This window comes from Delftia sp. Cs1-4 (assembly GCF_000214395.1).
In the GTDB taxonomy this organism is placed as follows: domain Bacteria; phylum Pseudomonadota; class Gammaproteobacteria; order Burkholderiales; family Burkholderiaceae_C; genus Comamonas; species Comamonas acidovorans.
Map to the genome: position 1 here is coordinate 5,749,101 of NC_015563.1, position 22,540 is coordinate 5,771,640.

Below are 22,540 nucleotides of genomic sequence, written 5' to 3' on the forward strand. Positions count from 1 at the left end.
GGTTCAGCGCCCCGTCGCGTACTGGTCGCGCAGCTCGCGCTTGAGCACCTTGCCGATGGCGCTGCGCGGCAGCTCGGCAATGAAGCGCAGGTCCGCCAGGCGCTGGGTCTTGCCGGCCCGCTGGTTGTACCAGCCCATGATGTCCTCGGGCAGGGCCGGCTGCCCCGCGCGCGACACCACGTAGGCCACGGGCGTCTCGCCCCATTGCTCGGAGGGCACGCCGACCACGGCCACGTCGTCCACTGCCGGGTGGGCGCGCAGCTGGGTTTCCAGGTCGCTGGGGTAGATGTTGAAGCCGCCGCTGATGATCATGTCCTTGCGGCGGTCGAACAGGGTGAGGAATCCATCGGCATCGAAGCGGCCCACGTCGCCCGTGCGGATGAAGCGCTTGCCCGTGGGGTCGAACCATTCGGCCTCGCGCGTCTTGGCGGGCTGGCCGTGGTAGCCGGTCATCATGCTGGCCGAATGGCCCACGACCTCGCCGTCCGCGCCCGGGGCGACCTCGCGGCCGTCCTCGTCGATGAGGCGGATGTCATGGCCCTCGGCGGGCTTGCCCACGGTGTGCAGCTTGTCCTGGTGCAGATGGGCTTCGAGGATGCAGGTGCCGCCGCCTTCGGTCATGCCGTAGAACTCGGTCAGGCTGCCGGGCCAGCGCGCCACCACGTCGGCCTTGAGCTCGGCCCGGAACGGCGCGCTGGTGCAGAACTTGGCGCGGAAGCTGGACAGGTCATGCTCGCCGAACTGCGGCAGCGCCATGATGCGCTGGTACTGCACGGGCACCAGCATGGTGTGGGTGACGCGGTGCTGCTGGGCCAGCTGCAGGTAGCGGGCCGCGTCGAATTTGGGCATCAGCACCACGCAGCCGCCGCTGCCCAGCGTGGGGAAGAACACCACCAGCGTGGTGTTGGAGTACAGCGGCGTGGCCAGCAGCGTCGTGCCCTCGGGGCCGTAGCCGTAGACGCTGCCCCGGTTGATGTGGGCCCAGCGCATGCCGTGCGACTGCACGATGCCCTTGGGGGTGCCCGTGGTGCCCGAGGAATAGATGATGTTGAACGGCGCGGCCGGCTCCACGCTCACGGGCGCGGGCTGCGCGCCTTCGGGCGCCAGCCAGTCGTCAAAGGCCCGGCCGGGCGCGGCACCGTCCAGCGAGATGCATTGCAGGGCGCTGTCGGCAGGCACCAGGTCCTGGGCCGCCTTGTCGAGGAACAGGTGGCGCGCCTGGGCATCGCGCAGCATGGAGGCCAGGCTGTCGGCCGTGGAGGACGGCGCCAGCGGCGCAACCACCACGCCCGCGCGCAAGGCGCCCAGGAACAGCGCGGCATAGCGCACCGAGTTCAACGCGCAGATGGCAATCGCCTGGCCAGGCTGCACGCCGTCGCGCTGCAGCGCGGCGGCCACGCGGTCCATGAGGGCGTCAAGCTGCGCGTAGCTCAGCATCTGCTGGTCGTCGCGCAGCGCGGCATGGGCCGGCTGCTGGCGCGCGTGGCTGCGGATCAGCTCGGCCAGCGTGGTGAAGGGCGCATCGGGCGAAGGCAGGGAGACAGTCATGAGGGACTCCGTTTCACGAATTCACGAATCTCAAGCGGACTGCGCCCGCCAGCCCCCTGGCCCTGCGGGCGCATTGGAGGACAGGCCTACTTGGCGGCCAGGCCCAGGCGGTCGATCAGGACCTTGTCCTTGGCATAGGCCTCGCGCACCCACTGCGCATAGTCGGCGCCGGAGCGGTACCAGGCGTCCTGGTTCAGCTGCTTGAGCACCTCGATGTGGCGCGGGTCATCCATGGCTTTCTTGAAGGCGTCGTGCAGCTTGCGCACCACGGCCGGGTCCATGCCCTTGGGGCCGGCCAGTCCGTAGGGCGAGGTGGAGACCACGCCATAGCCCAGCTCCTTGGCCGTGGGCACGTCGGGCCAGCGCTGGGTGCGCTTTTCGCCGAAGGTCATGAGCAGGCGCATCTGGCCGCCATCCACATAGGTGTCCCAGCCCGAGGCATCGCTTTGCGCGGCCACGTGGCCGCCCAGCAGGGCCTGCTGCAGGTCGGCGTTGCCCTTGAAGGGCACGTGGTTGAGCGTGACCTTGGCGTTCTCGGCCAGCTCCTCCATCAGCAGGTGGGGCGAGGAGCCTATGCCGGTGGAGCCGTACTCGATCTTGCCGGGGCTCTTGCGCGCGGCGGCAATGTATTCGTTGAAGCTCTTGTAGGGCGAGTCCGAGCGCACCGTGAAGCCGAAGGTGTAGCCCGAGACGCCGATGATGTAGGTGAAGTCCGTGACCGGGTTCCAGGCCGTCTTCTGCATGTGCGCCATGCGCAGCATGGACATGGGGAACTGGGTGATGGTGTAGCCATCGGGCTTGGCCGTGCGGGACATGTTGCCCGGGCCCAGCGTGCCGCCCGCGCCGGGCTTGTTCTCCACGATGATGGTCTGGCCCAGCTGCTTGCCCGCGATGTCGGCCAGGGTGCGCATGTGGCGGTCGGTGGAGCCGCCTGCGGGGAAGGGCACGATCAGCGTGATCGGGCGCGTGGGAAAGTCGCTGGCCTGGGCCCATGCCGGTGCGCTGGCGCCCGTGGTGGCCACAAAGACAACAGCCGCAAGCGCAAGGCTGCGGCGGCCAATGGAAATCTGCATATCTGTCTCCTGCATCTCTGAACCAGGTGGGGCCGGGGCACATGCCTTGTGTGCCGCTCTGGCCAGGGCCCGGATACTTCACCCGGGCCCGTTGGCACCGCCTCCCGGTGCGGTGCCTTGCGTTCTTACAGCGACTGCACCAGCTCGGGCACGGCCTGGAACAGGTCGGCCTCCAGGCCGTAGTCGGCCACCGAGAAGATCGGTGCCTCGGGGTCCTTGTTGATCGCCACGATCACCTTGGAGTCCTTCATGCCGGCCAAGTGCTGGATGGCGCCGGAAATACCGGCCGCAATGTACAGCTGGGGCGCGACGATCTTGCCGGTCTGGCCGACCTGCAGGTCATTGGGCGCATAGCCTGCATCCACCGCTGCGCGCGAAGCGCCGATGGCGGCACCCAGCTTGTCGGCCAGCGGGGTCATGACTTCGTTGAACTTCTCGCTGCTGCCCAGCGCGCGGCCGCCGGAGACGATGATCTTGGCAGCCGTCAGTTCCGGGCGGTCATTCTTGGTGACCTCGCGGCCCACGAAGCTGCTCTTGCCGTTGTCGCCAGCGGCGGCCAGTTGCTCCACCTGGGCGCTGCCGCCCGTGGTGGCCGCTGCGTCAAAGCCCGTGCCGCGCACGGTGATGACCTTGATCTTGTCGCCGCTTTGCACCGTGGCAATGGCGTTGCCTGCGTAGATGGGGCGCTCGAAGGTGTCGGCGCTGTCCACCTTGGTGATGTCGCTGATCTGGGCCACGTCCAGCTTGGCGGCCACGCGCGGCGCGGCGTTCTTGCCGCTGGCGGTGGCGGGGAACAGGATGTGGCTGTAGTTCGAAGCAATCGCCAGCACTTGCGCCGCAATGTTCTCGGCCAGGCCGTCCTTCAGGCTGGCGCCATCGGCGTGGATGACCTTGGACACGCCAGCGATCTGGGCAGCGGCCTGCGCGGCGGCGCCGGCATTCTCGCCCGCCACCAGCACATGCACGTCGCCGCCGCAGGCCAGGGCCGCAGTGACGGTGTTGAGCGTGGCGCTCTTGATGGAAGCGTTGTCGTGTTCTGCAATAACGAGGGATGTCATGTCTGCGAATTCCTTTAGATGACCTTGGCTTCGTTCTTGAGCTTGCTGACCAAGGTCGCCACATCGGGCACCTTCACGCCAGCACCGCGCTTGGCGGGCTCGGCCACCTTGAGCGTCTTCAGGCGCGGGGCCACATCCACGCCCAACTCTTCAGGCTTGACGGTGTCCAGCTGCTTTTTCTTGGCCTTCATGATGTTGGGCAGCGTGACATAGCGCGGCTCGTTCAGGCGCAGGTCGGTGGTGATGACGGCCGGCAGGCTCAGGGCCAGGGTTTCCAGGCCGCCGTCCACTTCACGCGTGACATTCACCTTGTCGCCAGCGACTTCGACCTTGGAGGCGAAGGTGGCTTGCGGCAGGTCGGCCAGGGCCGCCAGCATCTGGCCGGTCTGGTTGGCATCGTCGTCGATGGCCTGCTTGCCCAGGATGATGAGGCCGGGCTGCTCCTTGTCGACCAGGGCCTTGAGCAGCTTGGCGACTGCCAGGGGCTGCAGCTCCTCGGTGGTCTCCACCAGGATGCCGCGGTCGGCACCGATGGCCATGGCCGTGCGCAGGGTTTCCTGGCACTGGGCCACGCCGCAGGAGACGGCGATGACTTCGGTGGCCACGCCCTTTTCCTTGAGGCGAACGGCTTCTTCGACGGCGATTTCGTCAAAGGGGTTCATGCTCATCTTGACGTTGGCGATGTCCACGCCCGTGCCGTCCGACTTCACGCGGACCTTCACGTTGTAGTCCACGACACGTTTGACGGGTACAAGGATTTTCATGAGAAAGCTCTTTCCTGGTTTTTGAAGTACGACCTACGCAAGAAGGAACAAGGCAAGCGGCTTGCCATGAGGCGCAGCACGTTGTCGCATCCTGTTTGCGTAAGTCCTGTGAAGATGGGCGGTCAGCGGGCCAGGCCGGCCAACCGCTCGTTGATCAGTGCATGGGCCTGGTCCATGATGCCGGAGATCAGCTGCTGGACCGTGGGCACGTCGTGGATCAGGCCGGCCACCATGCCACAGGACCAGACGCCTGCGTCCATGTCGCCGTCATGCATGATGCGCGGATAGACGCCGGCCACCTCGGGCGCGATGTCGGCAAAGGTGATGGCCGCGCCCAGCTCGCGCTCCTTTTGCAGCAGGCGCTCGGTGGCCGGGTTGGTCAGCACGCGCTCGGTGTTGCGCAGCGGACGCATGACAAGGCGCGTGTCCAGCTCGCTGGCCGCGACGATGGCCTGCTTGACGTTGTCGTGCACGGGCGCTTCCTGGGTGGCGATGAAGCGCGTGCCCATGTTGATGCCCTCGGCGCCCAGCGCCAGCGCCGCCACCAGCGAGCGGCCGTCGGCCATGCCGCCCGAGGCGACAAAGGGAATCTTCAGTTCTTCGGCCGCGCGCGGCAGCAGGATGAAATTGGGAATGTCGTCCTCGCCCGGATGGCCGCCGCATTCGAAGCCGTCCACGCTGATGGCGTCGCAGCCGATGGCCTCGGCCTTGAGCGCATGGCGCACCGAGGTGCACTTGTGGATGACCTTGATGCCGGCTTCCTTGAGCGCGGGCAGCCATTTCTGCGGGTTGTTGCCCGCCGTCTCCACGACCTTGACGCCGCCTTCGATGATGGCCTTGACGTAGCCCGGGTAGTCGGGCGGGTTGACCGAGGGCAGGAAGGTCAGGTTGACGCCGAAGGGCTTGTCCGTCATCTCGCGGCAGCGGGCGATCTCGCGCGCCAGCAGTTCGGGCGTGCGCTGGGTCAGGCCCGTGATCAGCCCCAGGCCGCCCGCGTTGGAGACGGCGGCGGCCAGCTCGGCCAGGCCCACATGGTGCATGCCGCCCTGGATGATGGGGTGCTCGATGCCAAAGAGTTCGGTGATGCGTGTCTTCATGTCGATGTCACTCCACTGCAATGCCCTTGTCGCGGATCAGCTGGCCCCAGCGCGTGTAGTCCTGCTGGATGCGCTGGCCCAGCTGGGCGGGGTTCTGGTAGGCGGCGATGGCGCCTGCGTTGAGCAGCTTTTCCTGGATGTCCTTGTCGGCCAGGATCTGCTGAACTTCGCTGGCGATGCGGTCGACCACGGCCTTGGGCGTGCCCTTGGGCGCCAGCAGGCCGCCCCAGGAGACGGCGTCGTAGCCCTTGATGCCCTGCTCGGCAATGGTCTTGGTGTCGGGCAGCATGGCCACGCGCTGGGGCGATCCCACGGCGATGGCGCGCAGCTTGCCGGCCTGGATGTGGGGCAGCGCGGCCACGAGGTCGGCATACATGATCGGCACCTGGCCGCCAATGGTGTCGGTGATGGCGGGCACGCCGCCCTTGTAGGGCACGTGCTGCATGTCGAAGCCGGCCATCTGCTTGAGCAGCTCCATGCTCAGGTGGCCGAAGCTGCCGGCACCCGAGCTGGTGTAGTTGAGCGCGACCTTCTGCGCCTTGGCGTGGGCGATCAGGCTCTTGAGGTCGGTGACGTCGGGCAGCAGCGTGGGATTGACCACGATGACGATGGGCAGGTCATAGACCGTGGCCACGGGCGTGAAGTCCTTGACGGTGTCGTAGCCGGCCTTCTTGTACAGGTGCGGCGCCAGCAGCGTGGGCGTGGCCAGCATCATCAGCGTGTAGCCGTCGGCCGGGCTCTTGGCGACCTGCACGGCCGCGATGGAGCCCGAGGCGCCGGGGCGGTTTTCCACCACCACGGTCTGCTTGAGACGCTCGCCCAGCTTCTGGCCCACGATGCGCGATGCCGTGTCGGTGGGGCCGCCCGCCGGGAAGGGAACGACCAGCCGCAGCATCTTGCTGGGCCAGCCGGTCTCGGCCAGGGCGCCGCCGGCCATGCCGGCCAGCAGCGGGGCTGCGGCCAGGGCCAGAACGCTGCGCCGCGTGGGGCGTGCCGGGGATGCGGGATTGCGCGTGTACATGAAGTCTCCTCTCAAAGCTGTCTCAGCAGTCGTCGGTGGCGGCCCGCTGCTGCGGGCCGGAAAAATCAATCAAGCTTCGCGCCAGCTTCTTCCACCAGCGCCTTCCAGATGGGCATGTCGCGCTGGTAGTTCTCGCGGAAGGCCTGCGGGCTGTTCATCAGCGGCATGAAGCCTGCGCCCACGGTGCGCTCCAGCACCTTGGGGTCCTTGGCGATTTCGCGAAGGTGGCCGTAGAGCTGGTCCACGATCTCCTTGGGCACGCCGGCCGGTGCGCCCATGGCCACCCAGCCGTAGATGGCGTAGGCGTCGTCGGTGACGCCCTGCTCATGGATGGTGGGCAGCTTGGGCAGGATTTCCATGCGCTCCTTGCCCGTGACGCCGATGGCCTTGAGCTTGCCCGAGTCGATGAAGGGCTTGGTGTTGAGCGCGCTGGAAAAGCACATCTGCAGCTGGCCGCCGATCAGCTCCTGGATCATGGGCGCCTCGCCCTTGTAGGCGGCGTGGGTCATGTCGGCGTCCATGGTCTTGCTCATGTAGGCACCGGCCAGGTGGGCATACGAGCCCACGCCCCAGGAGCCGTACGAGAGCTTGCCCTTGTTGGCCTTCACGTAGGCCAGCAGCTCCTTCATGTTGTTGGCCGGCACCGAGGGATGGACCACCAGGGTGACGGGCGCCGCCGCGATCTGGGTGACCAGGGCGATGTCCTTTTGCGGGTTGTAGGGCAGCTTGGTGTAGAGGAACTGGTTGATCAGCATGGAGGTGCTGAGCGAGACCAGCAGGGTGTGGCCGTCGGCGGGCGCCTTGACCACGGCGTCCGTGCCCAGGATGCCGGCCGCGCCCGCGCGGTTGTCGATGACCACGGGCTGGCCCACGCGCTTGGCCAGGGCCTCGCCGATGGTGCGCGCAATGATGTCGGTGGCGCCGCCCGCGTTGAAGGGCACGACCACGCGGATGGGCTTGGTGGGCCACGCTGCCGGCTTGCCGGCCTGTGCGAGGGCGCTGGTGGCGCCCGTGGCCAGCAGGCTGGTGCCGCCGATGGCGGCCAGCCCTTGAAGAATGTCGCGGCGTGTGACTTGGTTGCTCATGGTTTTGTCTCCTGGGTATTGCTGTCTATGGGTGCCGTCTTGGTGCGGCATGCAAACCTGGCGGGTCGGGAGCCGGGCATCAATGGCCCCCGTGGAATCAGTCGCGTGATCGGTCCTCTTATCCCTGTTGCGCGGGGGTCTCGGGCAGGGTCAGCACGCCCTTGGACTGCAGCTGCTGCAGCTGCTCGTCGCTCATGCTCAGCAGCCGGTGCAGCACCTCGCGCGTGCCCTCGCCCAGCGTGGGCGGTGCATGGCGGATGGGCAGGCGCTGGCCGTCCAGGCGGTAGGGCGGCGCGAACACGGGCGTGGTGCCGACCACGGGGTGGGGCATGTCCTGCAGCAGGCCGCCACGGCGCGTGCGCTCGCTGGTCAGGGCCTCGTGCAGGCCGGCCACGCGGCCGCAGGGGATGCCGGCGGCCGTCAGGCGCTCCAGCAGCAGATCGCGCGGGAAGGAGCGGATCAGTTCCTTGAGCATGGGGCCCAGCTCCAGGCGGTTCTTGGCGCGGTTGACGTTGGTGGAGAAACGCGCGTCCTCGACGATGTCGGGGCGCATCACCACCTGGCGGCAGAACTTGTCGAACTGGGCGTTGTTGCCCACGGCGATGATCAGCGGGCCGTCGGCCGCCTCGTACATGCCGTAGGGAACGATGGAGGGGTGGGCATTGCCGTAGCGCTCGGGGTCGTGGCCGAGCTGCATGGCGTCCAGGCCGTAGTAGCCGGTGATCATGATGCCGCTGTCGTACAGCGCCATCTCGATGAGGCGGCCCTTGCCCGTGCGCTCGCGGCGGAACAGCGCGGCCAGGATGGCCTGGGCCGCGTACATGCCGGTCATGAGATCGACCACGGCCACGCCGAACTTGAGCGGCGGCGTGCCGGCCTCGCCGTTGAGCGCCATGAGGCCCGCCTCGCCCTGGATGACCAGGTCGTAGCCGGGGCGCTTGGCCTCGGGGCCGCTGCTGTCATAGCCGGCCACGGCGCAGTAGATGATGCCGGGCTTGATGGCCTTGAGCTGTTCGTAGCCCAGGCCCAGCTTCTCGGCGCCGCCGGTCTTGAAGTTGTGGATGACCACGTCGAACTGGGGCAGCAGGTCGTGGACGATCTTCACGCCCTCGGGGGTCTGCAGGTCCAGCGTGATGGACCGCTTGTTGCGGTTCATGCTGTTGTAGTAGGTGGTCTCGGTCTTGCCGATGCGCAGGCCCCAGTCGCGCGTGTCGTCGCCGCGGCCCGGGTGCTCGACCTTGACCACTTCGGCGCCGAAGTCGGCCAGCACCATGCCGCACAGCGGCCCCGCGAACACGCGCGAGAGGTCGAGCACGCGCACACCCTCCAGCGGGAAGTCGATGTCCTGGTTCTGATCGTTGTGGCTGTCGGCCATGTGCGTTGTCTCCTTGGAAAGTCTTTTAGGTCTTGAGCGGTTTCAGCCGCGCAGCTTGGTGAAGTCGGCAGCGCGCTTTTCGAGGAAGGCGCCAATGCCTTCGCGCGATTCCTCGCTCTCCTGCGAGCGCACCATGTACTGCGCCTCCAGCTCCAGCTGCTCTTCCAGCGTGTTGCGCGGCGCCTGGCGGCACAGGTCCTTGATCAGGGCCATGGCCTGGTCGGGGCCGGTAGCCACCTGGGCGGCCAGCGCCACGGCGTCGGCCTGGGCCTGGCCCGGTTCGGACAGGCGGTTGACGGGGCCCAGGGCGTGCAGGCGCTCGCCGCTGATGCGCTCGCCGGTCAGGCACAGCTCGGTCAGCACCTGGCGCGAGACGAACTCGGCCAGGAAGGCGGTGGCGCCGCCATCGGGCGTGAGGCCGACCTTGACGTAGGCGACCGAGAACACGGCGTTCTTCGCCGCCACCAGCATGTCGCAGGCCAGGGCCAGCGACAGGCCCGCGCCGGCCGCCGCGCCTTCGACGGCGGCGATCACGGGCTTGGGAAAGTCGCGCACACTGCGGATCAGGTCATGCAGGCCTTCGAGCTTGGCGCGTCGCTCCTGCACCGGCAGCTCGCGGCGCTTGGCCAGCTGGCGCAGGTCGCCGCCCGCGCAGAAGTGGCCGCCCTCGCCCGTGAGCACCACGGCGCCCACGGTGGGGTCGGTCGCCGCGCTCTTGAGCGCCGCCGAGACGGCCGCGTAGAACTCGGGCGACAGCGCATTGCGCGCGGCCACGTTGTTGTTGGACAGCACCAGCACGGCGCCTTCGCGGCGGGTCAGCAGGACTTGGTTCGCTTCGGTCATGGCGGCTTTCCTTGGCTCAGTGTTGCAAGCCGAGTGCGATGTAACGCGACAGATGGTGGTCCTCGTCGCCGAACTGGTGGTCGATCATGACCAGGCGCTTGGCGTAGTGGGCCAGGGGCAGCTCCCAGGTCATGCCGATGCCGCCATGCATCTGGATGCTTTCCTCGGCCACCAGGGTGCCGATGCGGCCGATGCTGTACTTGGCGGCCGACAGGGCCTTCTCGCGCGCCACGCGGTCTTCGTCCGCAATGGCGGCGGCCGCGTTGATCACGGCCGAGCGCGCCTGCTCCACTTCCAGCAGCAGGTCGGCCATGCGGTGCTGCAGGGCCTGGAAGCTGCCGATGGGCACGCCGAACTGCTTGCGCGTGCGCAGGTACTCCAGCGTCTGGTCCTTGGCCACGTCCATGGCGCCCACGGCCTCGGCGGTCAGCGCCAGCACGGCGTAGCCGCTGACACGTTCCAGCAGGGACAGGCCCTGGCCTTCTTCGCCCAGCAGGGCGTCTGCGCCGACCTGCACCTTGTCCAGCACCAGCTCGGCCGCGCGGCCGCCTTCGATGCGGTTGTAGCCGCGCTTTTGGATGCCTGCGGCATTGCCGGGGACCAGGAACAGGCTGATGCCGGCCTCGTCGTACTGGCTGCCCGAGGTGCGGGCCGAGACCAGCAGCAGGTCGGCCTTCTCGCCGAAGGCGACCACGCCCTTGGCGCCGTTCAGCACCCAGCCGTCGCCGCTGCGCACGGCCGTGGTGGCGACGTTGTTGAGCTCGTAGTGGCTGCCGGGCTCGTCATGGGCCAGGGCCGCAATGGACGTGCCGCCGATGATGGCTGCCAGCTGTTCCTTTTGCGCATCGCTGCCAGCCGAGATCAGGGCCTGGCCCACGACCAGGGCGCCCAGCAGCGGCTCGGCCACCAGGCCGCGGCCCAGGCATTCGAAGACCACGCTGATGTCGAAGCCCTGGCCGCCGAAGCCGCCAGCGTCTTCCGGGAACAGCGCGCCGATGGCGCCGATGTCCGCGAACTGCCCGTACAGCAGCGGGCTGTGGCCTTCCTCGCCATAGGCGACGTGGTTGCGCGCCTCGATGGCGTACTGCTCGGAGACGAAGCGGTTGAGGCTGTCCGCCAGCATGCGGCGGTCTTCGGTGTGTTCGAAGTTCATGTTCCGTTTTCCTTGCCGGATCAGAGGCCGAGGATCATCTTGGAGATGATGTTCTTCTGGATTTCGTTGGAGCCGCCGAAGATCGACAGCTTGCGGTAGTTGAAGTACGCGGCGGCGGCCGTGGCGGCAGCCGCGTCGCCGATGGCGGGCTGGTCGTAGCCGGCCTGCAGGGCCTCTTCGATGAAGGGCGCGGCGTAGGGGCCCATGGCGCGGCGCACCAGGGACAGGATTTCCTGGCGGATCTCGGTGCCGCGGATCTTGAGCATGGAGCTTTCGGCGCCCGGCACGCCGCCGCCGGCCACGGCGGCGATCACGCGCAGGTTGGTGGTCTTCATGTTCTCCAGGTCGATCTCGACCTTGGCCAGGCGGGCCGCGAACAGCGGGTCCTGCGTCAGCGGCTTGCCGTTGCGCAGCATGCGGCCGGCGACGGCCTTGAGCTTTTCCAGGCCGGCCACCGAGAAGCCCACGCCCGCGATGTTGGTGCGCTCGTAGGTCAGCAGGTACTTGGCGTAGGTCCAGCCCTTGTTCTCTTCGCCGACCAGGTTTTCCACGGGCACCCTGACGTCGGTGAAGAAGACTTCGTTGACCTCGTGCTCGCCGTCCAGCGTGATGATGGGGCGCACTTCCACGCCGGGCGAGTTCATGTCCACCAGCAGGAAGCTGATGCCCTGCTGCGCCTTGGCTTCGCGATTGGTGCGCACCAGGCAGAAGATCATGTTGGCGTGCTGGCCCAGCGTGGTCCAGGTCTTCTGGCCGTTGACGATGTAGTGATCTCCATCGCGCACGGCAGACGTCTTGACCGAGGCCAGGTCCGAGCCCGAACCCGGCTCCGAATAGCCCTGGCACCACCAGTCGGCGCCATTGAGGATGCGCGGCAGCCAGTGGGCCTTCTGCGCCTCGTTGCCATACTTGATCAGGACGGGGCCCAGCATGCTCAGCCCGAAGGGCACGATGCGCGGCGTGCCCGCCAGTGCGCATTCATGCTCGAAGATGAATTTCTGCACCGCGCTCCAGCCCGGGCCGCCGTGCTGCTCAGGCCAGTGGTTGGCCAGCCAGCCGCGCTCGTTGAGGATGGCGTGCCAGCGCTCCATGTCCTGCTTGCTCAGCTGCAGGCCGTTCTTGACCTTGTGCGACAGGTCCTCGGGCAGCTTGTCCTTGAGGAAGCCGCGAACCTCGTCGCGGAAGGCCAGTTCTTCAGTCGTAAATTGCAAATCCATTGCTATTCCCCAGTAATCCGTGGCGTTGTAAGCCGTTTGCAGCCCTGAAATTGGCATGCCCCAAGCGAGGGACGCCGAGCAAGGGCCGCCCCGCAGCAAGGGCGTCGTTCCCCTCCCGCGAAGCGAGAGAGGGGGAAGCGGCGCCAGCCGCTCAGGGGGTGCTTATTCAATAAATTTCGAACAGGCCTGCGGCGCCCATGCCACCTGCGATGCACATGGTGACCACGCCCCACTTGGCCTTGCGGCGCTGGCCTTCCAGCAGGATGTGGCCCGCCAGGCGCGCACCCGTCATGCCGAAGGGGTGGCCGATGGAGATGGCGCCGCCGTTGACGTTCAGGCGCTCGTTGGGAATGCCCAGCTTGCGCTGGCAGTACAGGGCCTGGGAGGCGAAGGCCTCGTTGAGTTCCCACAGGTCGATGTCCTCGACCTTGAGACCGTGGCGCGCCAGCAGCTTGGGGACCGCGAAGACGGGGCCGATGCCCATTTCGTCAGGCTCGCAGCCGGCCACGGCAAAGCCGCGGAAGGCGCCCAGCGGGGACAGGCCCAGGCGCTCGGCCTGCCTGGCTTCCATCAGCACGCAGGCCGACGATCCATCGGACAGCTGCGAGGCATTGCCGGCCGTGATGAACTGGTCCGGGCCCTTGACGGGTTCCAGCTTGGCCAGGCCTTCCAACGTGGTGGAGGCGCGGTTGCAGTTGTCCTTGGTGGCGACCACGTCGCGGTAGGTGATCTCGCCCGTGTCCTTGTTCTTCTCGGCCATGCGCGTGGCGCAGGCAATGATTTCGTCCTTGAACAGGTCGGCGGCCTGGGCGGCGGCCGTGCGCTGCTGGCTTTGCAGCGAGAAGGCGTCCTGGTCCTCGCGGCTGATGCCGTAGCGGCGCGCCACGATGTCGGCCGTGTCGATCATGGCCATGTACAGCGCGGGCTTGTGCTCGACCAGCCAGGGGTCCATGTCGGTGGGCAGGTTGTTGCCGGGGCGGATGCCCGAGATGGTCTCGATGCCGCCGGCCAGCATGGCGTCCACGCCCTCGGCCACGATGCGGCCCGCCGCGATGGCGATGGACTGCAGGCCCGAGGCACAAAAGCGCGTGATGGTCGTGCCCGCGATGGACAGGGGCAGCTCGGCGCGCAGCACGGTCTGGCGGCCCAGGTTGCGGCCCTGGAAGCCGTCGGGGTTGCCGCAGCCCAGGATCAGGTCCTCGATCATGGCCGGGTCGATGCCCGAGCGCTCGACCGCGGCCTTGACCGAGAAGGCCGCCAGCTGGGCGGCGGGCGTGACGTTGAACTCGCCGCGGTGCGACTTGGTCAGGGGCGTGCGGGCAGTGGAAACGATGACGGCTTCGCGCATGGTCGGTCCTTGCTTGTCTCTGGAAAATTGTTGTGGTTGTGCACGGCCCTGCCCGCTCTGCGTTGGACGAAGCGGGTCAAGGGCATGGCGGGGAAACGCGGGGGCGGCTTACGCTGCCTTGTTCAAGCTTTCGAAATCGCGGCCTTCGGCCACGAGCTTTTCGAGCAGGGGAGCGGGCTTCCAGAACAGCGCGTCTTCCTTGGCGAATTCGCGGATGTCGGCCAGCACCTTGTCCAAACCTTGCATGTCGGCCCACTTCATGGGGCCGCCACGAAAGCGCGGGAAGCCGTAGCCGGACAGGAAGGTCACGTCCACGTCCAGCGGGCGCAGGGCAATGCCCTCCTCCACCACCTTGGCGCCTTCGTTGACCATGGCGGCCATGTAGCGGCGCATGATTTCCTCAGGGGTGAACTTGCGCGGCGTCACGCCCTTCTTGGCGCGCTCGGCATCGACGATGGCCAGCACTTCGGGGTCGGGCTGGCCGACGCGCGCGCCCTGCGGGTAGAGGTAGAAGCCACGGCCCGTCTTCTGGCCGAACCAGCCGCGCTCGCAGACGCGGTCGGCCACTTCGACGTAGCGGGCCTTGGGATCGCGCGTGGCCGCGCGGCGCTTGCGCGTGGCCCAGCCGATGTCGCCGCCGGCCAGGTCGGTGACCTGGAACGGGCCCATCGGGTAGCCGAAGCCGCGCACGGCCTCGTCGATCTCGTAGGGGCTGGCGCCGTCTTCCATGATGTAGTCGGCAGCCTGCTTGTAGACGGCCAGGATGCGGTTGCCGATGAAGCCGTCGCAGACGCCGGCACGCACGGGCACCTTCTTCATGCGCTTGGCCAGCTCGAAGGCCGTGGTCACCACGTCGGGCGCCACCTTGGCGGGCACCACGATCTCCAGCAGCTTCATGATGTTGGCGGGGCTGAAGAAGTGCAGGCCGATCACGTCCTGCGGGCGCGAGGTGGCGGCGGCAATGGCGTCGATGTCCAGGTAGGAGGTGTTGGTGGCCAGCACGGCGCCGGGCTTGCAGACGCGGTCCAGTTCCTTGAACACGGCCTTCTTGACTTCGAGGTCCTCGAACACGGCCTCGATCACCAGGTCCACATCCTTGATGTCGTCATAGGAGGTGCTGGGCGTGTAGCGCGCCATGACGGCGGCCTTGGCCTCCTCGGTCATGCGGCCCTTGGCGATCAGGCCGTTGTAGACCTTCTCCACATTGGCCTGGCCGCGCGCGATGGACTCGGCGTCGCGCTCGATCATGGTCACCGTGAGGCCCGCGTCCAGCGCGGACACCGTGATGCCGGCGCCCATGGTGCCGCCGCCGATGACGGCGATCTTGGCAAAGTGGCGCGGCGCGGCGGCCTTGGCTTCGGGAATCTTGGCGGTTTCGCGCTCGGCGAAGAAGGCGTGGATCAGGCCGGCGCGCTGCGGGCTGTTCAGACATTCCACGAACAGGGCACGCTCCTTGGCGATGCCTTCGTCGAAGGGCAGCTCCACGGCGGCGCGCACGCATTCCACGATCTTCAGCGGCGAGAACAGGCCGCGGCTCTTCTTGGCGGTCTCGGCGGCCAGCGCGTCGAGTTCGGCCAGGGCGGCGGCCTTGTCGGCAATCTCGATGTCACGCGTGCGGCGCGGCGCGGTATTGGATGCCAGCAGCTCGTTGGCGTAGACCAGGCCTGCGGCCGTGGCGTCGGTGCCGTCCACCAGCTTGTCCACCAGGCCGGCGGCCAGCGCGGCCTTGGCCGACAGGTGCTTGCCGCTGAGCATGAGGTCGGCGGCCGCCTTCACGCCCATCAGGCGCGGTGCGCGCTGCGTGCCGCCAGCGCCGGGCAGCAGGCCCAGGTTGACTTCGGGCAGGCCGAGCTTGGCAGCCGGCAAAGCCAGGCGGTAGTGGGCCGACATGGCCACTTCCAGGCCGCCGCCCAGGGCCGGGCCATGGATGGCGGCGACCACGATCTTGTCGGAGGCTTCGAGACGATTGAGCACCTCGGGCAGCGAGGGCGGCATGGCGGGCTTGCCGAATTCGCGGATGTCTGCTCCGGCGATGAAGGCCTTGCCCTCACCCACGATGAGCACGGCCTTCACGGCGGCATCCGATTCGGCCTGCTCCACGGCAGCCAGCAGGCCGGCGCGCACGGCCTGGCCCAGGGCATTCACGGGGGGATTGTTGATGCTGACCACCAGCACGGCACCATCAAGGCGGGTCTGGACCACGGAAGCCTGGGCTTGTTCGCTCATCTGTATGTCTCCGAACTTGGGTTTTCCACTCAAAACATCCATTCTTGCCACGACAATGGTTCTTTACAATCCCATGAATGATTGACAGACTGTAAAAAAATCTTTGACATTGAAGCGCTTGCGCGCCTTCCCCCCTCTATTTGCTGCGCGAGGAGGGGGACGACACCATCGCTGCAGGGCGGCACGGCCGGCGTAGGCCCTTGCTCGGTGTCCCTGGTTTTGGAGCCCCGCCCATTTCATAGGCTGTGGGCGAAGCAAAGTATCTGGACATATCCATGGATCTGAACTCCCTGACCCTGCTGGTGGAAATCATCGATAGCGGCAATCTGAGCCAGGCGGCGCGCAAGCTGAAGATGACGCGGGCCAATGTGAGCTATCACCTGACGCAGCTGGAAAAATCGGTGGGGGTGCAGCTGGTGCGGCGCACCACGCGGCGCGTGGAGCCGACCGAGGTGGGGATGCGGATGTACGAGCATGGCCGCGCGATCCAGAACGAGATGATGTCGGCGCGCGAGACGATCACGTCGCTGGGCCAGGGGATGGCAGGCCGCGTGGGGCTGAGCGTGCCCAGCGGCTATGGGCAGATCGTGATGAGCGACTGGCTGATCGAGTTCAAGCGGCTGTATCCGGGCATCGTGCTGGATGTGCTGTTCGAGAACCGCGCCGACCATTTGCGCGACGAGGTGGACATCGCCATCCGCGTGATCCAGGAGCCGCCGCTGTCGGTGATTGCGCGCAGCCTGGGCAATGTGCACTACGTGGCCTGCGCCTCACGCGAGTATGCGCAGCAGCACGGCCTGCCCACCACGCTGTACGAGCTGCGCAACAGCCCCCTGATCACGGCCGGCGTGATGGGCCGCCAGCTGCGCCTGTCGGCCTACCAGGGGACGGACCGCCAGGAGGTGCTGCTGGCGCCGACCATGATCTCCGAGCACTTCCCCTTCCTGCGCCAGGGCATTCTGGCGGGCCTGGGCGTGGGCCTGGTGCCCGACTACGTGGTGCAGGACAAGGTGGCCAGCGGCGAGGTGGTGCTGACCCTGCAGGAGTACCGGCTCAGCATCTTCGGCACCCACATGTACCTGCTGTACCTGCCCGACCGTCATCAGACGCGGGCCGTGCGCACCTGCATCGACTTCCTGCTGGCCAAGGCCGGCCAGGGCGGCAGCGGCGACGCCGCCGCCAGCTGACTCAGCGGCGGTACCAGCCGCCCGGGCGCTGGTACCAGCCACGCGGGCCATGGTCCCAGCCGTGCGGGCGCCAGCCATAGCCGGGGTGCGGCGGCGCGGCCCAGTAACCGGGGCGCCAGGCATAGCGGCCGCCACCCCAGCCCCAGGAGCCGCCGATCCAGACATGAACCGGCGAGGGAGCGACCGGAATGACCTCGGTCTGCAGCGGCGGCGGCGCCATGGGCGCGTAGACCACCTCGCCCGAAGGACCTACGGGATAGGCTGGCGCCACCACGCAGCCGGTCAATGCCACGGTGGCGGCAGCCAGGACCAGGGCCGGAGCCAGGCGACGACCCGGCGTTTGAATCGATACAGACTTCACGATGCACTCCTGGCCGCACTTTGGGCGGCCATGCAGATACAACGAAAAAGCCCCTGCCGGTTGTTGACAGGGGCTTGTGAAGCCTGAGTAAAGATCCGCCGCCAAAGGTAGCGGCGGGATCGGTCGCTCAGAGGTTCTGCGCGTTCTGCAGCGCGGCAATGCGCTCTTCGATCGGCGGGTGGGTCGAGAACAGCTTGCCGATGCCACCGGCAATGCCCATGGCGGCCACGCTCTTGGGCAGCTCGCCGGGGTGCATGCCGCCCAGGCGGGCCAGGGCGTTCATCATGGGCTGCTTGCGGCCCATGAGCTGGGCGGCACCCGCGTCGGCGCGGAATTCGCGCTGGCGCGAGAACCAGGCCACGATGATGGCGGCCAGGAAACCCAGCACGATGTCCAGCACGATGGTGGTCACGTAGTAGCCGATGCCGGGGCCCGAGCTGCTTTCGTCGTTCTTGCGCAGGAAGCTGTCCACGGCATAGCCGATGACGCGCGACAGGAAGACCACGAAGGTGTTCATCACGCCCTGAATCAGGGTCATGGTCACCATGTCGCCATTGGCGATGTGGGCGACCTCGTGACCGATCACGGCCTCCACCTCTTCGCGCGTCATGCCTTCCAGCAGGCCCGTGGACACGGCCACCAGGGCCGAGTTCTTGAAGGCGCCGGTGGCGAAGGCATTGGGCTCGCCCTCGTAGATGCCGACTTCGGGCATGCCGATGCCGGCACGGTCGGCGAAGCCGCGCACGGTGTTGACGATCCAGGCCTCATCGGCGTTGCGCGGCTCGTTGATCACGTGCACGCCCGAGCTCCACTTGGCCAGCGGCTTGGAGATCAGCAGCGAGATGATGGCGCCGCCAAAGCCCATGATGAAGGCGAAGCCCAGCAGGGCCCCGAGGTTCAGGCCATTGGAAGTCAGGAAGCGGTTGACGCCCAGCAGGCTGGCGACGATGCCCAGCACCACCACGACGGCGACGTTGGTCAAAAGAAAAAGTGCGATGCGTTTCATCAGTGGGTTCTCCACAAAGTGGGGAAAGGGGGAAGGATCTGGGCCCTGCAGCGTTGAAAAGTGAGGGCCCCACCGGCTGTTTTCAAGCCGGGTCCTGCGCCGTTGCCATTCCTTGTTGTGATGCTTGTGCGGAACGGGGCGCCCGGAACACGAGAGAGTCATCATAGAAGGAAAAGTTCTCGTTCTCGTGGCACCAGCCGGGCACGCCCAGCACGGGCAAGGGTGCAAAAGGCTTGCACGCCAGGGTGTCGGCCTCCAGCCAGATGCTGCCGGCCAGCCAGGCGTCGATGTCCGACGTGGCGGGGCCTGCCGTGGCGCCTGCACCATCCGTGTGCACGCACAGCACATGGGCCGTGATGGGCTTGCGCGGCTGCACCAGCTTTTCCAGCAGCGCATGGCCTATGGGCAGCAGCCTGGCCTGGCGCCACAGCGCGCGCTGCTCAACGAAGAGCTGCTGCCAGCGCCGGTGCCTCAGCGCCTCGCACAGCGCGGCCGGCGCCAGCAGCAGGGCTCCGTTCTCGTCCAGCACGGTGACGGCATCGCGCAGCGGCCCGCGCTGCGCACCCACGCCCGCCTGGGCAATGGCGCCGGCCTGCAGGGCATTGCAGCGCTGCTTGAGCGCGGGCCAGCGCAGCCAGATCAGGCCGTTGAAGAAGTCATGCAGGTTGTCGCGCGTGGGAATGCAGCGCGTCTCGAAGATGAACTGCTCGTAGGCCTTGCCTTCGGGCAGATCGTGCTGGGGCACAAAGCGCCAGGGCAGCGCCTGTGCGTCGGCCAGTGACTGCAAGGCCTGCCAGACCGGCCGGCCCTGCGCCACCTGCAGGCAGGCCGCCCTGCCCTGCGTTTGCAGCCCCTGCAGCCAGGGCGCATTCCAGTCGATGGGAAACGTCAATTGCCGGAGGGCCTGGACTGGGCCTTGGCCAGGCGCTTGTCGCGCACGGCCACGCGCGAGGTGCCTTCGTCGCGCATCTCGAACGCCTGCGTGGCCGCCAGCAGCTTGGTGAGCGTGGCATAGCCGTAGTTGCGCGCATCGAACGAGGCCTTGTTGCCGATCTGCGCGCCCACGGCGCCCACATGGGCCCAGCCGCTTTCATCCTGCGTGGCGTTGACGGCGCCGCGCAGCATGCTCAGCAGGCGCGTGTCCTGGCGCAGTTCCTGCGAAGGAACACGCAGGCAGGGGCGCTGCGGCTCGGGAGCGGACAAAGAGGAAGGTGCCTGCTCGGCCTGGGCGCGCTCCTTGCCCGTACCAGTGGAGGGCTGGACAGAGGCCGCCACCGCAGCTGCAGCCACGGGCGGCACCGCCGCCTGGCCCGCCTCATGCGCGGCGTCCTGGCCATTGCCGTTGGCGGGCGCCGCCTCGCCCAGCGCCTCCAGGTACAGGAAGCGCGAGCAGGCATTGACGAAGGGCTGGGGTGTCTGCGCCATGCCGAAGCCGTAGACGGCCGCGCCCTTGGAGCGCAGGTGCATGACCAGCGGGGTGAAGTCGGCGTCGGAGGAGACGATGCCGAAGGCGTCGGGCCGCTCGGTGTAGAGCAGCTCCATGGCGTCCACGGTCATCGCCATGTCGGTGGCGTTCTTGTGCTTGGAGTAGTCGAACTGCTGCATGGGCCGCAGTGCGAAATCGAGCAGCTTGCGCTGCCAGCCGCTGAGCGAATGCTTGGTCCAGTTGCCGTAGGCGCGGCGGATGTCGATGACGCCGAAGGTCGACAGCTCGGTCAGGATCTCGTCGATCATCTCGGCCGGCGCGTTGTCGGCGTCGATCAGCAGGGCGATGCGCGGTTGCGGCTCAGGCATGGCAATCCTCTGGCGGGTGGCAGTCCCGCCAGCTTAAACCAGCTTCCAGGGCAAGGCTTCGCCGGAGCGCAGGGGCTTCAGTTGCGCCTCGCCGAAGGCGAAGCTGTCCGGCGGCGTCCAGCTTTCGCGCACCAGGGTGATCTTGCCGGTGTTGCGCGGCAGGCTGTAGAAGTCCGGGCCGTTGAAGCTGGCGAAGGCTTCGAGCTTGTCCAGCGCGCCGGCATTGTCGAAGGCCTCGGCATACATCTCGATGGCGGCATGGGCGCTGTAGCAGCCCGCGCAGCCGGTGGCGTGTTCCTTGAGATGGGCCGCGTGCGGCGCGCTGTCCGTGCCCAGGAAGAACTTGGGCAGGCCGCTGGTGGCTGCCTCCACCAGGGCCAGGCGGTGCGTCTCGCGCTTGAGCACGGGCAGGCAGTAGTAGTGCGGACGGATGCCGCCCGTGAAGATGGCGTTGCGGTTGAACAGCAGATGCTGGGGCGTGATGGTGGCGCCCACGAAGCGGTCGGCCTCGGTCACGTACTGGGCGGCTTCGCGCGTGGTGATGTGCTCGAAGACGATCTTGAGTTCGGGGAAGTCGCGGCGCAGCGGGATCAGGTGCTGGTCGATGAAGGCGGCCTCGCGGTCGAACAGGTCGATGTCGCTGCTGGTGACTTCGCCGTGCACCAGCAGCAGCAGGCCTTCGCGCTGCATGGCTTCCAAAGTGGGGTAGATCTTGCGCAGGTCGGTGACGCCGTGGTCGCTGTTGGTGGTGGCGCCAGCCGGGTAGAGCTTGCAGGCCACGACGCCGGCCGCCTTGGCGCGCACGATTTCCTCGGGTGGCAGGTTGTCGGTGAGGTACAGCGTCATCAGCGGCTCGAAGGCCATGCCCTCGGGCACGGCCGAGAGAATGCGCTGCTTGTACTCCAGCGCCTGCTCGGCGGTGGTCACCGGCGGCTTGAGGTTGGGCATGATGATGGCGCGCGCAAACTGGGCGGCCGTATGCGGCACCACGCTGCGCATGGCTTCGCCATCGCGCACGTGCAGGTGCCAGTCATCGGGACGGGTGATCGTGAGGGTGTTGGTGGAGGCGGTCATTCCGCCATTTTCCCATCGCCGCGAAACCGCGGGCCAATTGCGGGGCACGCCACCCTCGGGACTGGCGCGTGGCTAACGCGGTCGCAGGTGCTGCGGCCCCAGCTGCTGCAGGTTTTGCACGCCGATCAGGGCCATGTTGCGCCGCATTTCGGCCGCCAGGATGGCGATGGCGTGCAGCACGCCGGCCTCGCCGCCCACGGCGCCCGCATAGTTGAAGGGCCGGCCCACGAAGACGAAGTGTGCGCCCAGGGCCAGCGCCACCAGCACGTCGTTGCCCCTGCGAAAGCCGCTGTCGATCATCACCGGGTAGTCCGGCCCCAGCGCCTCCACCACCAGGGGCAGCATGTGCAGGGGCGCGACCGCGCCATCGAGCTGGCGGCCGCCGTGGTTGGACAGGATGATGGCGTCGGCCCCGGCATCGCGCGCGGCCAGCGCGTCCTGCGGGCTGAGGATGCCCTTGACCACGAGGCGGCCCTTCCAGCGCTGGCGTATCAGGGCCAGGTGTTCCCAGCTCAGGTGGTCGCGTGCGCCGAAGTCGCGCGTGACGGTGGACGAGAGAATGGGCGCGCCGCGCGTGGCCTGCGAGTTCTCGAAGTGCGGCATGCCGTGCCGCACCAGCGTGCGCAGCGCCGTGCCCAGCAGCCAGCGCGGATGGGTGATGCCCTCCCACGCCAGGCGCAGGCCGGGCCGCAGCGGCGTCGAGAAGCCCGCGCGGATGTTGTTCTCGCGGTTGCCCGACACGGGCGTATCCACGGTGACGACCAGGGTGGCGAAGCCTGCGGCCTCCACGCGCCCCAGCAACTGCACGATGCGTTCGGTCTCGCCGGGCACATAGGCCTGGAACCAGGCCTGGGGATTGGCCTGGACTACCTCCTCCATGCGGATCAGCGAGGTGCCGCTCAGGATGGCCGGGATGCGGGCGGCCGCCGCCGCGCGCGTCTGCACCAGGTCGCCCCGGTAGGCGGACAGCGCGCTGATGCCCATGGGCGCGATGCCGAAGGGCGCAGCCCAGGTCTGGCCCAGCAGCGGTGTGGCCAGCGTGCGCCGCGAAGTGTCGGTGAGCACGCGCGTCACCCAGCGGTGGGCATCGAAGGCCTCGCGGTTGGCGCGCAGGGATTTGTCGGTCTCGCAGCCGCCGCTGACGTAGGCGAAGATCGGCGCAGGCAGGTGGTGGCGCGCCGCCCGCTCGAAATCATCGAGCGACAGGATGTGCCTGAGCCTGCGCGGCGTGGAGGAGCCCTGGCCCGCACCTGCGGGTGCGGAGGAACTGGGGGTGTCGAGCCGGTCGACCTCGATTGGGGCTGCCATGG

At 67.7% G+C, this 22,540-nt stretch carries 20 protein-coding genes; 1 reads left to right on the forward strand and 19 read right to left on the reverse strand.

Annotation, left to right across the window (positions count from 1 at the left end):
* Positions 1–3 precede the first annotated feature (3 nt).
* The 13 genes from DELCS14_RS25240 to DELCS14_RS25300 form a co-directional block, all read right to left on the reverse strand.
* Entirely contained in the window at positions 4–1,548 is a 1,545-nt protein-coding gene (locus DELCS14_RS25240) for a class I adenylate-forming enzyme family protein (protein ID WP_013804141.1), read from the reverse strand.
* Between the two features lie 86 nt (positions 1,549–1,634).
* Positions 1,635–2,621, reverse strand: a complete 987-nt coding sequence (locus DELCS14_RS25245) for a tripartite tricarboxylate transporter substrate binding protein (RefSeq protein WP_012203334.1) — start codon at positions 2,619–2,621, stop codon at positions 1,635–1,637.
* A 125-nt stretch (positions 2,622–2,746) separates the two neighbouring features.
* On the reverse strand, positions 2,747–3,679 hold the full coding sequence (locus DELCS14_RS25250) for an electron transfer flavoprotein subunit alpha/FixB family protein (RefSeq protein WP_013804142.1): 933 nt from the start codon (positions 3,677–3,679) through the stop codon (positions 2,747–2,749).
* Between the two features lie 14 nt (positions 3,680–3,693).
* Positions 3,694–4,443, reverse strand: coding sequence for an electron transfer flavoprotein subunit beta/FixA family protein (locus DELCS14_RS25255; protein WP_012203332.1), 750 nt, complete (start codon positions 4,441–4,443; stop codon positions 3,694–3,696).
* A gap of 122 nt (positions 4,444–4,565) precedes the next feature.
* Complete coding sequence (locus tag DELCS14_RS25260) at positions 4,566–5,540, reverse strand: nitronate monooxygenase family protein (protein ID WP_013804143.1); 975 nt, start codon at positions 5,538–5,540, stop codon at positions 4,566–4,568.
* Between the two features lie 7 nt (positions 5,541–5,547).
* Positions 5,548–6,561, reverse strand: coding sequence for a tripartite tricarboxylate transporter substrate binding protein (locus DELCS14_RS25265; protein ID WP_013804144.1), 1,014 nt, complete (start codon positions 6,559–6,561; stop codon positions 5,548–5,550).
* 65 nt (positions 6,562–6,626) lie between these two features.
* Positions 6,627–7,646 (reverse strand): tripartite tricarboxylate transporter substrate binding protein, encoded by a 1,020-nt coding sequence (locus tag DELCS14_RS25270; protein WP_013804145.1) that lies wholly within the window; start codon positions 7,644–7,646, stop codon positions 6,627–6,629.
* A 118-nt stretch (positions 7,647–7,764) separates the two neighbouring features.
* Entirely contained in the window at positions 7,765–9,021 is a 1,257-nt protein-coding gene (locus DELCS14_RS25275) for a CoA transferase (protein WP_013804146.1), read from the reverse strand.
* A 42-nt stretch (positions 9,022–9,063) separates the two neighbouring features.
* Positions 9,064–9,864: an enoyl-CoA hydratase gene (locus DELCS14_RS25280; RefSeq protein ID WP_013804147.1), complete on the reverse strand. Its 801-nt coding sequence runs from the start codon at positions 9,862–9,864 to the stop codon at positions 9,064–9,066.
* A gap of 16 nt (positions 9,865–9,880) precedes the next feature.
* A complete protein-coding gene (locus DELCS14_RS25285) occupies positions 9,881–11,017 on the reverse strand; it encodes an acyl-CoA dehydrogenase family protein (protein WP_013804148.1) in 1,137 nt (378 codons plus the stop codon).
* A 20-nt stretch (positions 11,018–11,037) separates the two neighbouring features.
* Positions 11,038–12,234, reverse strand: coding sequence for an acyl-CoA dehydrogenase family protein (locus DELCS14_RS25290; RefSeq protein ID WP_013804149.1), 1,197 nt, complete (start codon positions 12,232–12,234; stop codon positions 11,038–11,040).
* 166 nt (positions 12,235–12,400) lie between these two features.
* Positions 12,401–13,582, reverse strand: coding sequence for an acetyl-CoA C-acyltransferase (locus DELCS14_RS25295; RefSeq protein WP_013804150.1), 1,182 nt, complete (start codon positions 13,580–13,582; stop codon positions 12,401–12,403).
* 108 nt (positions 13,583–13,690) lie between these two features.
* Positions 13,691–15,808, reverse strand: coding sequence for a 3-hydroxyacyl-CoA dehydrogenase NAD-binding domain-containing protein (locus DELCS14_RS25300; RefSeq protein ID WP_013804151.1), 2,118 nt, complete (start codon positions 15,806–15,808; stop codon positions 13,691–13,693).
* A 275-nt stretch (positions 15,809–16,083) separates the two neighbouring features.
* On the opposite strand from DELCS14_RS25300, the gene DELCS14_RS25305 reads away from it, so the two are divergent.
* Positions 16,084–16,995, forward strand: a complete 912-nt coding sequence (locus DELCS14_RS25305) for a LysR family transcriptional regulator (RefSeq protein WP_013804152.1) — start codon at positions 16,084–16,086, stop codon at positions 16,993–16,995.
* 1 nt (position 16,996) lies between these two features.
* On the opposite strand, the gene DELCS14_RS25310 is transcribed toward DELCS14_RS25305, so the two are convergent.
* The 6 genes from DELCS14_RS25310 to DELCS14_RS25335 form a co-directional block, all read right to left on the reverse strand.
* Entirely contained in the window at positions 16,997–17,356 is a 360-nt protein-coding gene (locus DELCS14_RS25310; RefSeq protein WP_013804153.1) for a YXWGXW repeat-containing protein, read from the reverse strand.
* A gap of 127 nt (positions 17,357–17,483) precedes the next feature.
* Positions 17,484–18,362, reverse strand: coding sequence for a protease HtpX (gene htpX, locus DELCS14_RS25315; protein WP_013804154.1), 879 nt, complete (start codon positions 18,360–18,362; stop codon positions 17,484–17,486).
* Between the two features lie 82 nt (positions 18,363–18,444).
* Complete coding sequence (locus DELCS14_RS25320) at positions 18,445–19,254, reverse strand: DUF3025 domain-containing protein (RefSeq protein ID WP_013804155.1); 810 nt, start codon at positions 19,252–19,254, stop codon at positions 18,445–18,447.
* A complete protein-coding gene (locus DELCS14_RS25325; RefSeq protein WP_013804156.1) occupies positions 19,251–20,156 on the reverse strand; it encodes an NYN domain-containing protein in 906 nt (301 codons plus the stop codon). Before DELCS14_RS25325 ends, DELCS14_RS25320 begins: the two co-directional genes overlap by 4 nt.
* A 33-nt stretch (positions 20,157–20,189) precedes the next feature.
* A complete protein-coding gene (gene pyrC / locus DELCS14_RS25330; RefSeq protein ID WP_012203315.1) occupies positions 20,190–21,230 on the reverse strand; it encodes a dihydroorotase in 1,041 nt (346 codons plus the stop codon).
* 72 nt (positions 21,231–21,302) lie between these two features.
* Positions 21,303–22,538: an alpha-hydroxy acid oxidase gene (locus DELCS14_RS25335; protein WP_013804157.1), complete on the reverse strand. Its 1,236-nt coding sequence runs from the start codon at positions 22,536–22,538 to the stop codon at positions 21,303–21,305.
* Positions 22,539–22,540 lie beyond the last annotated feature (2 nt).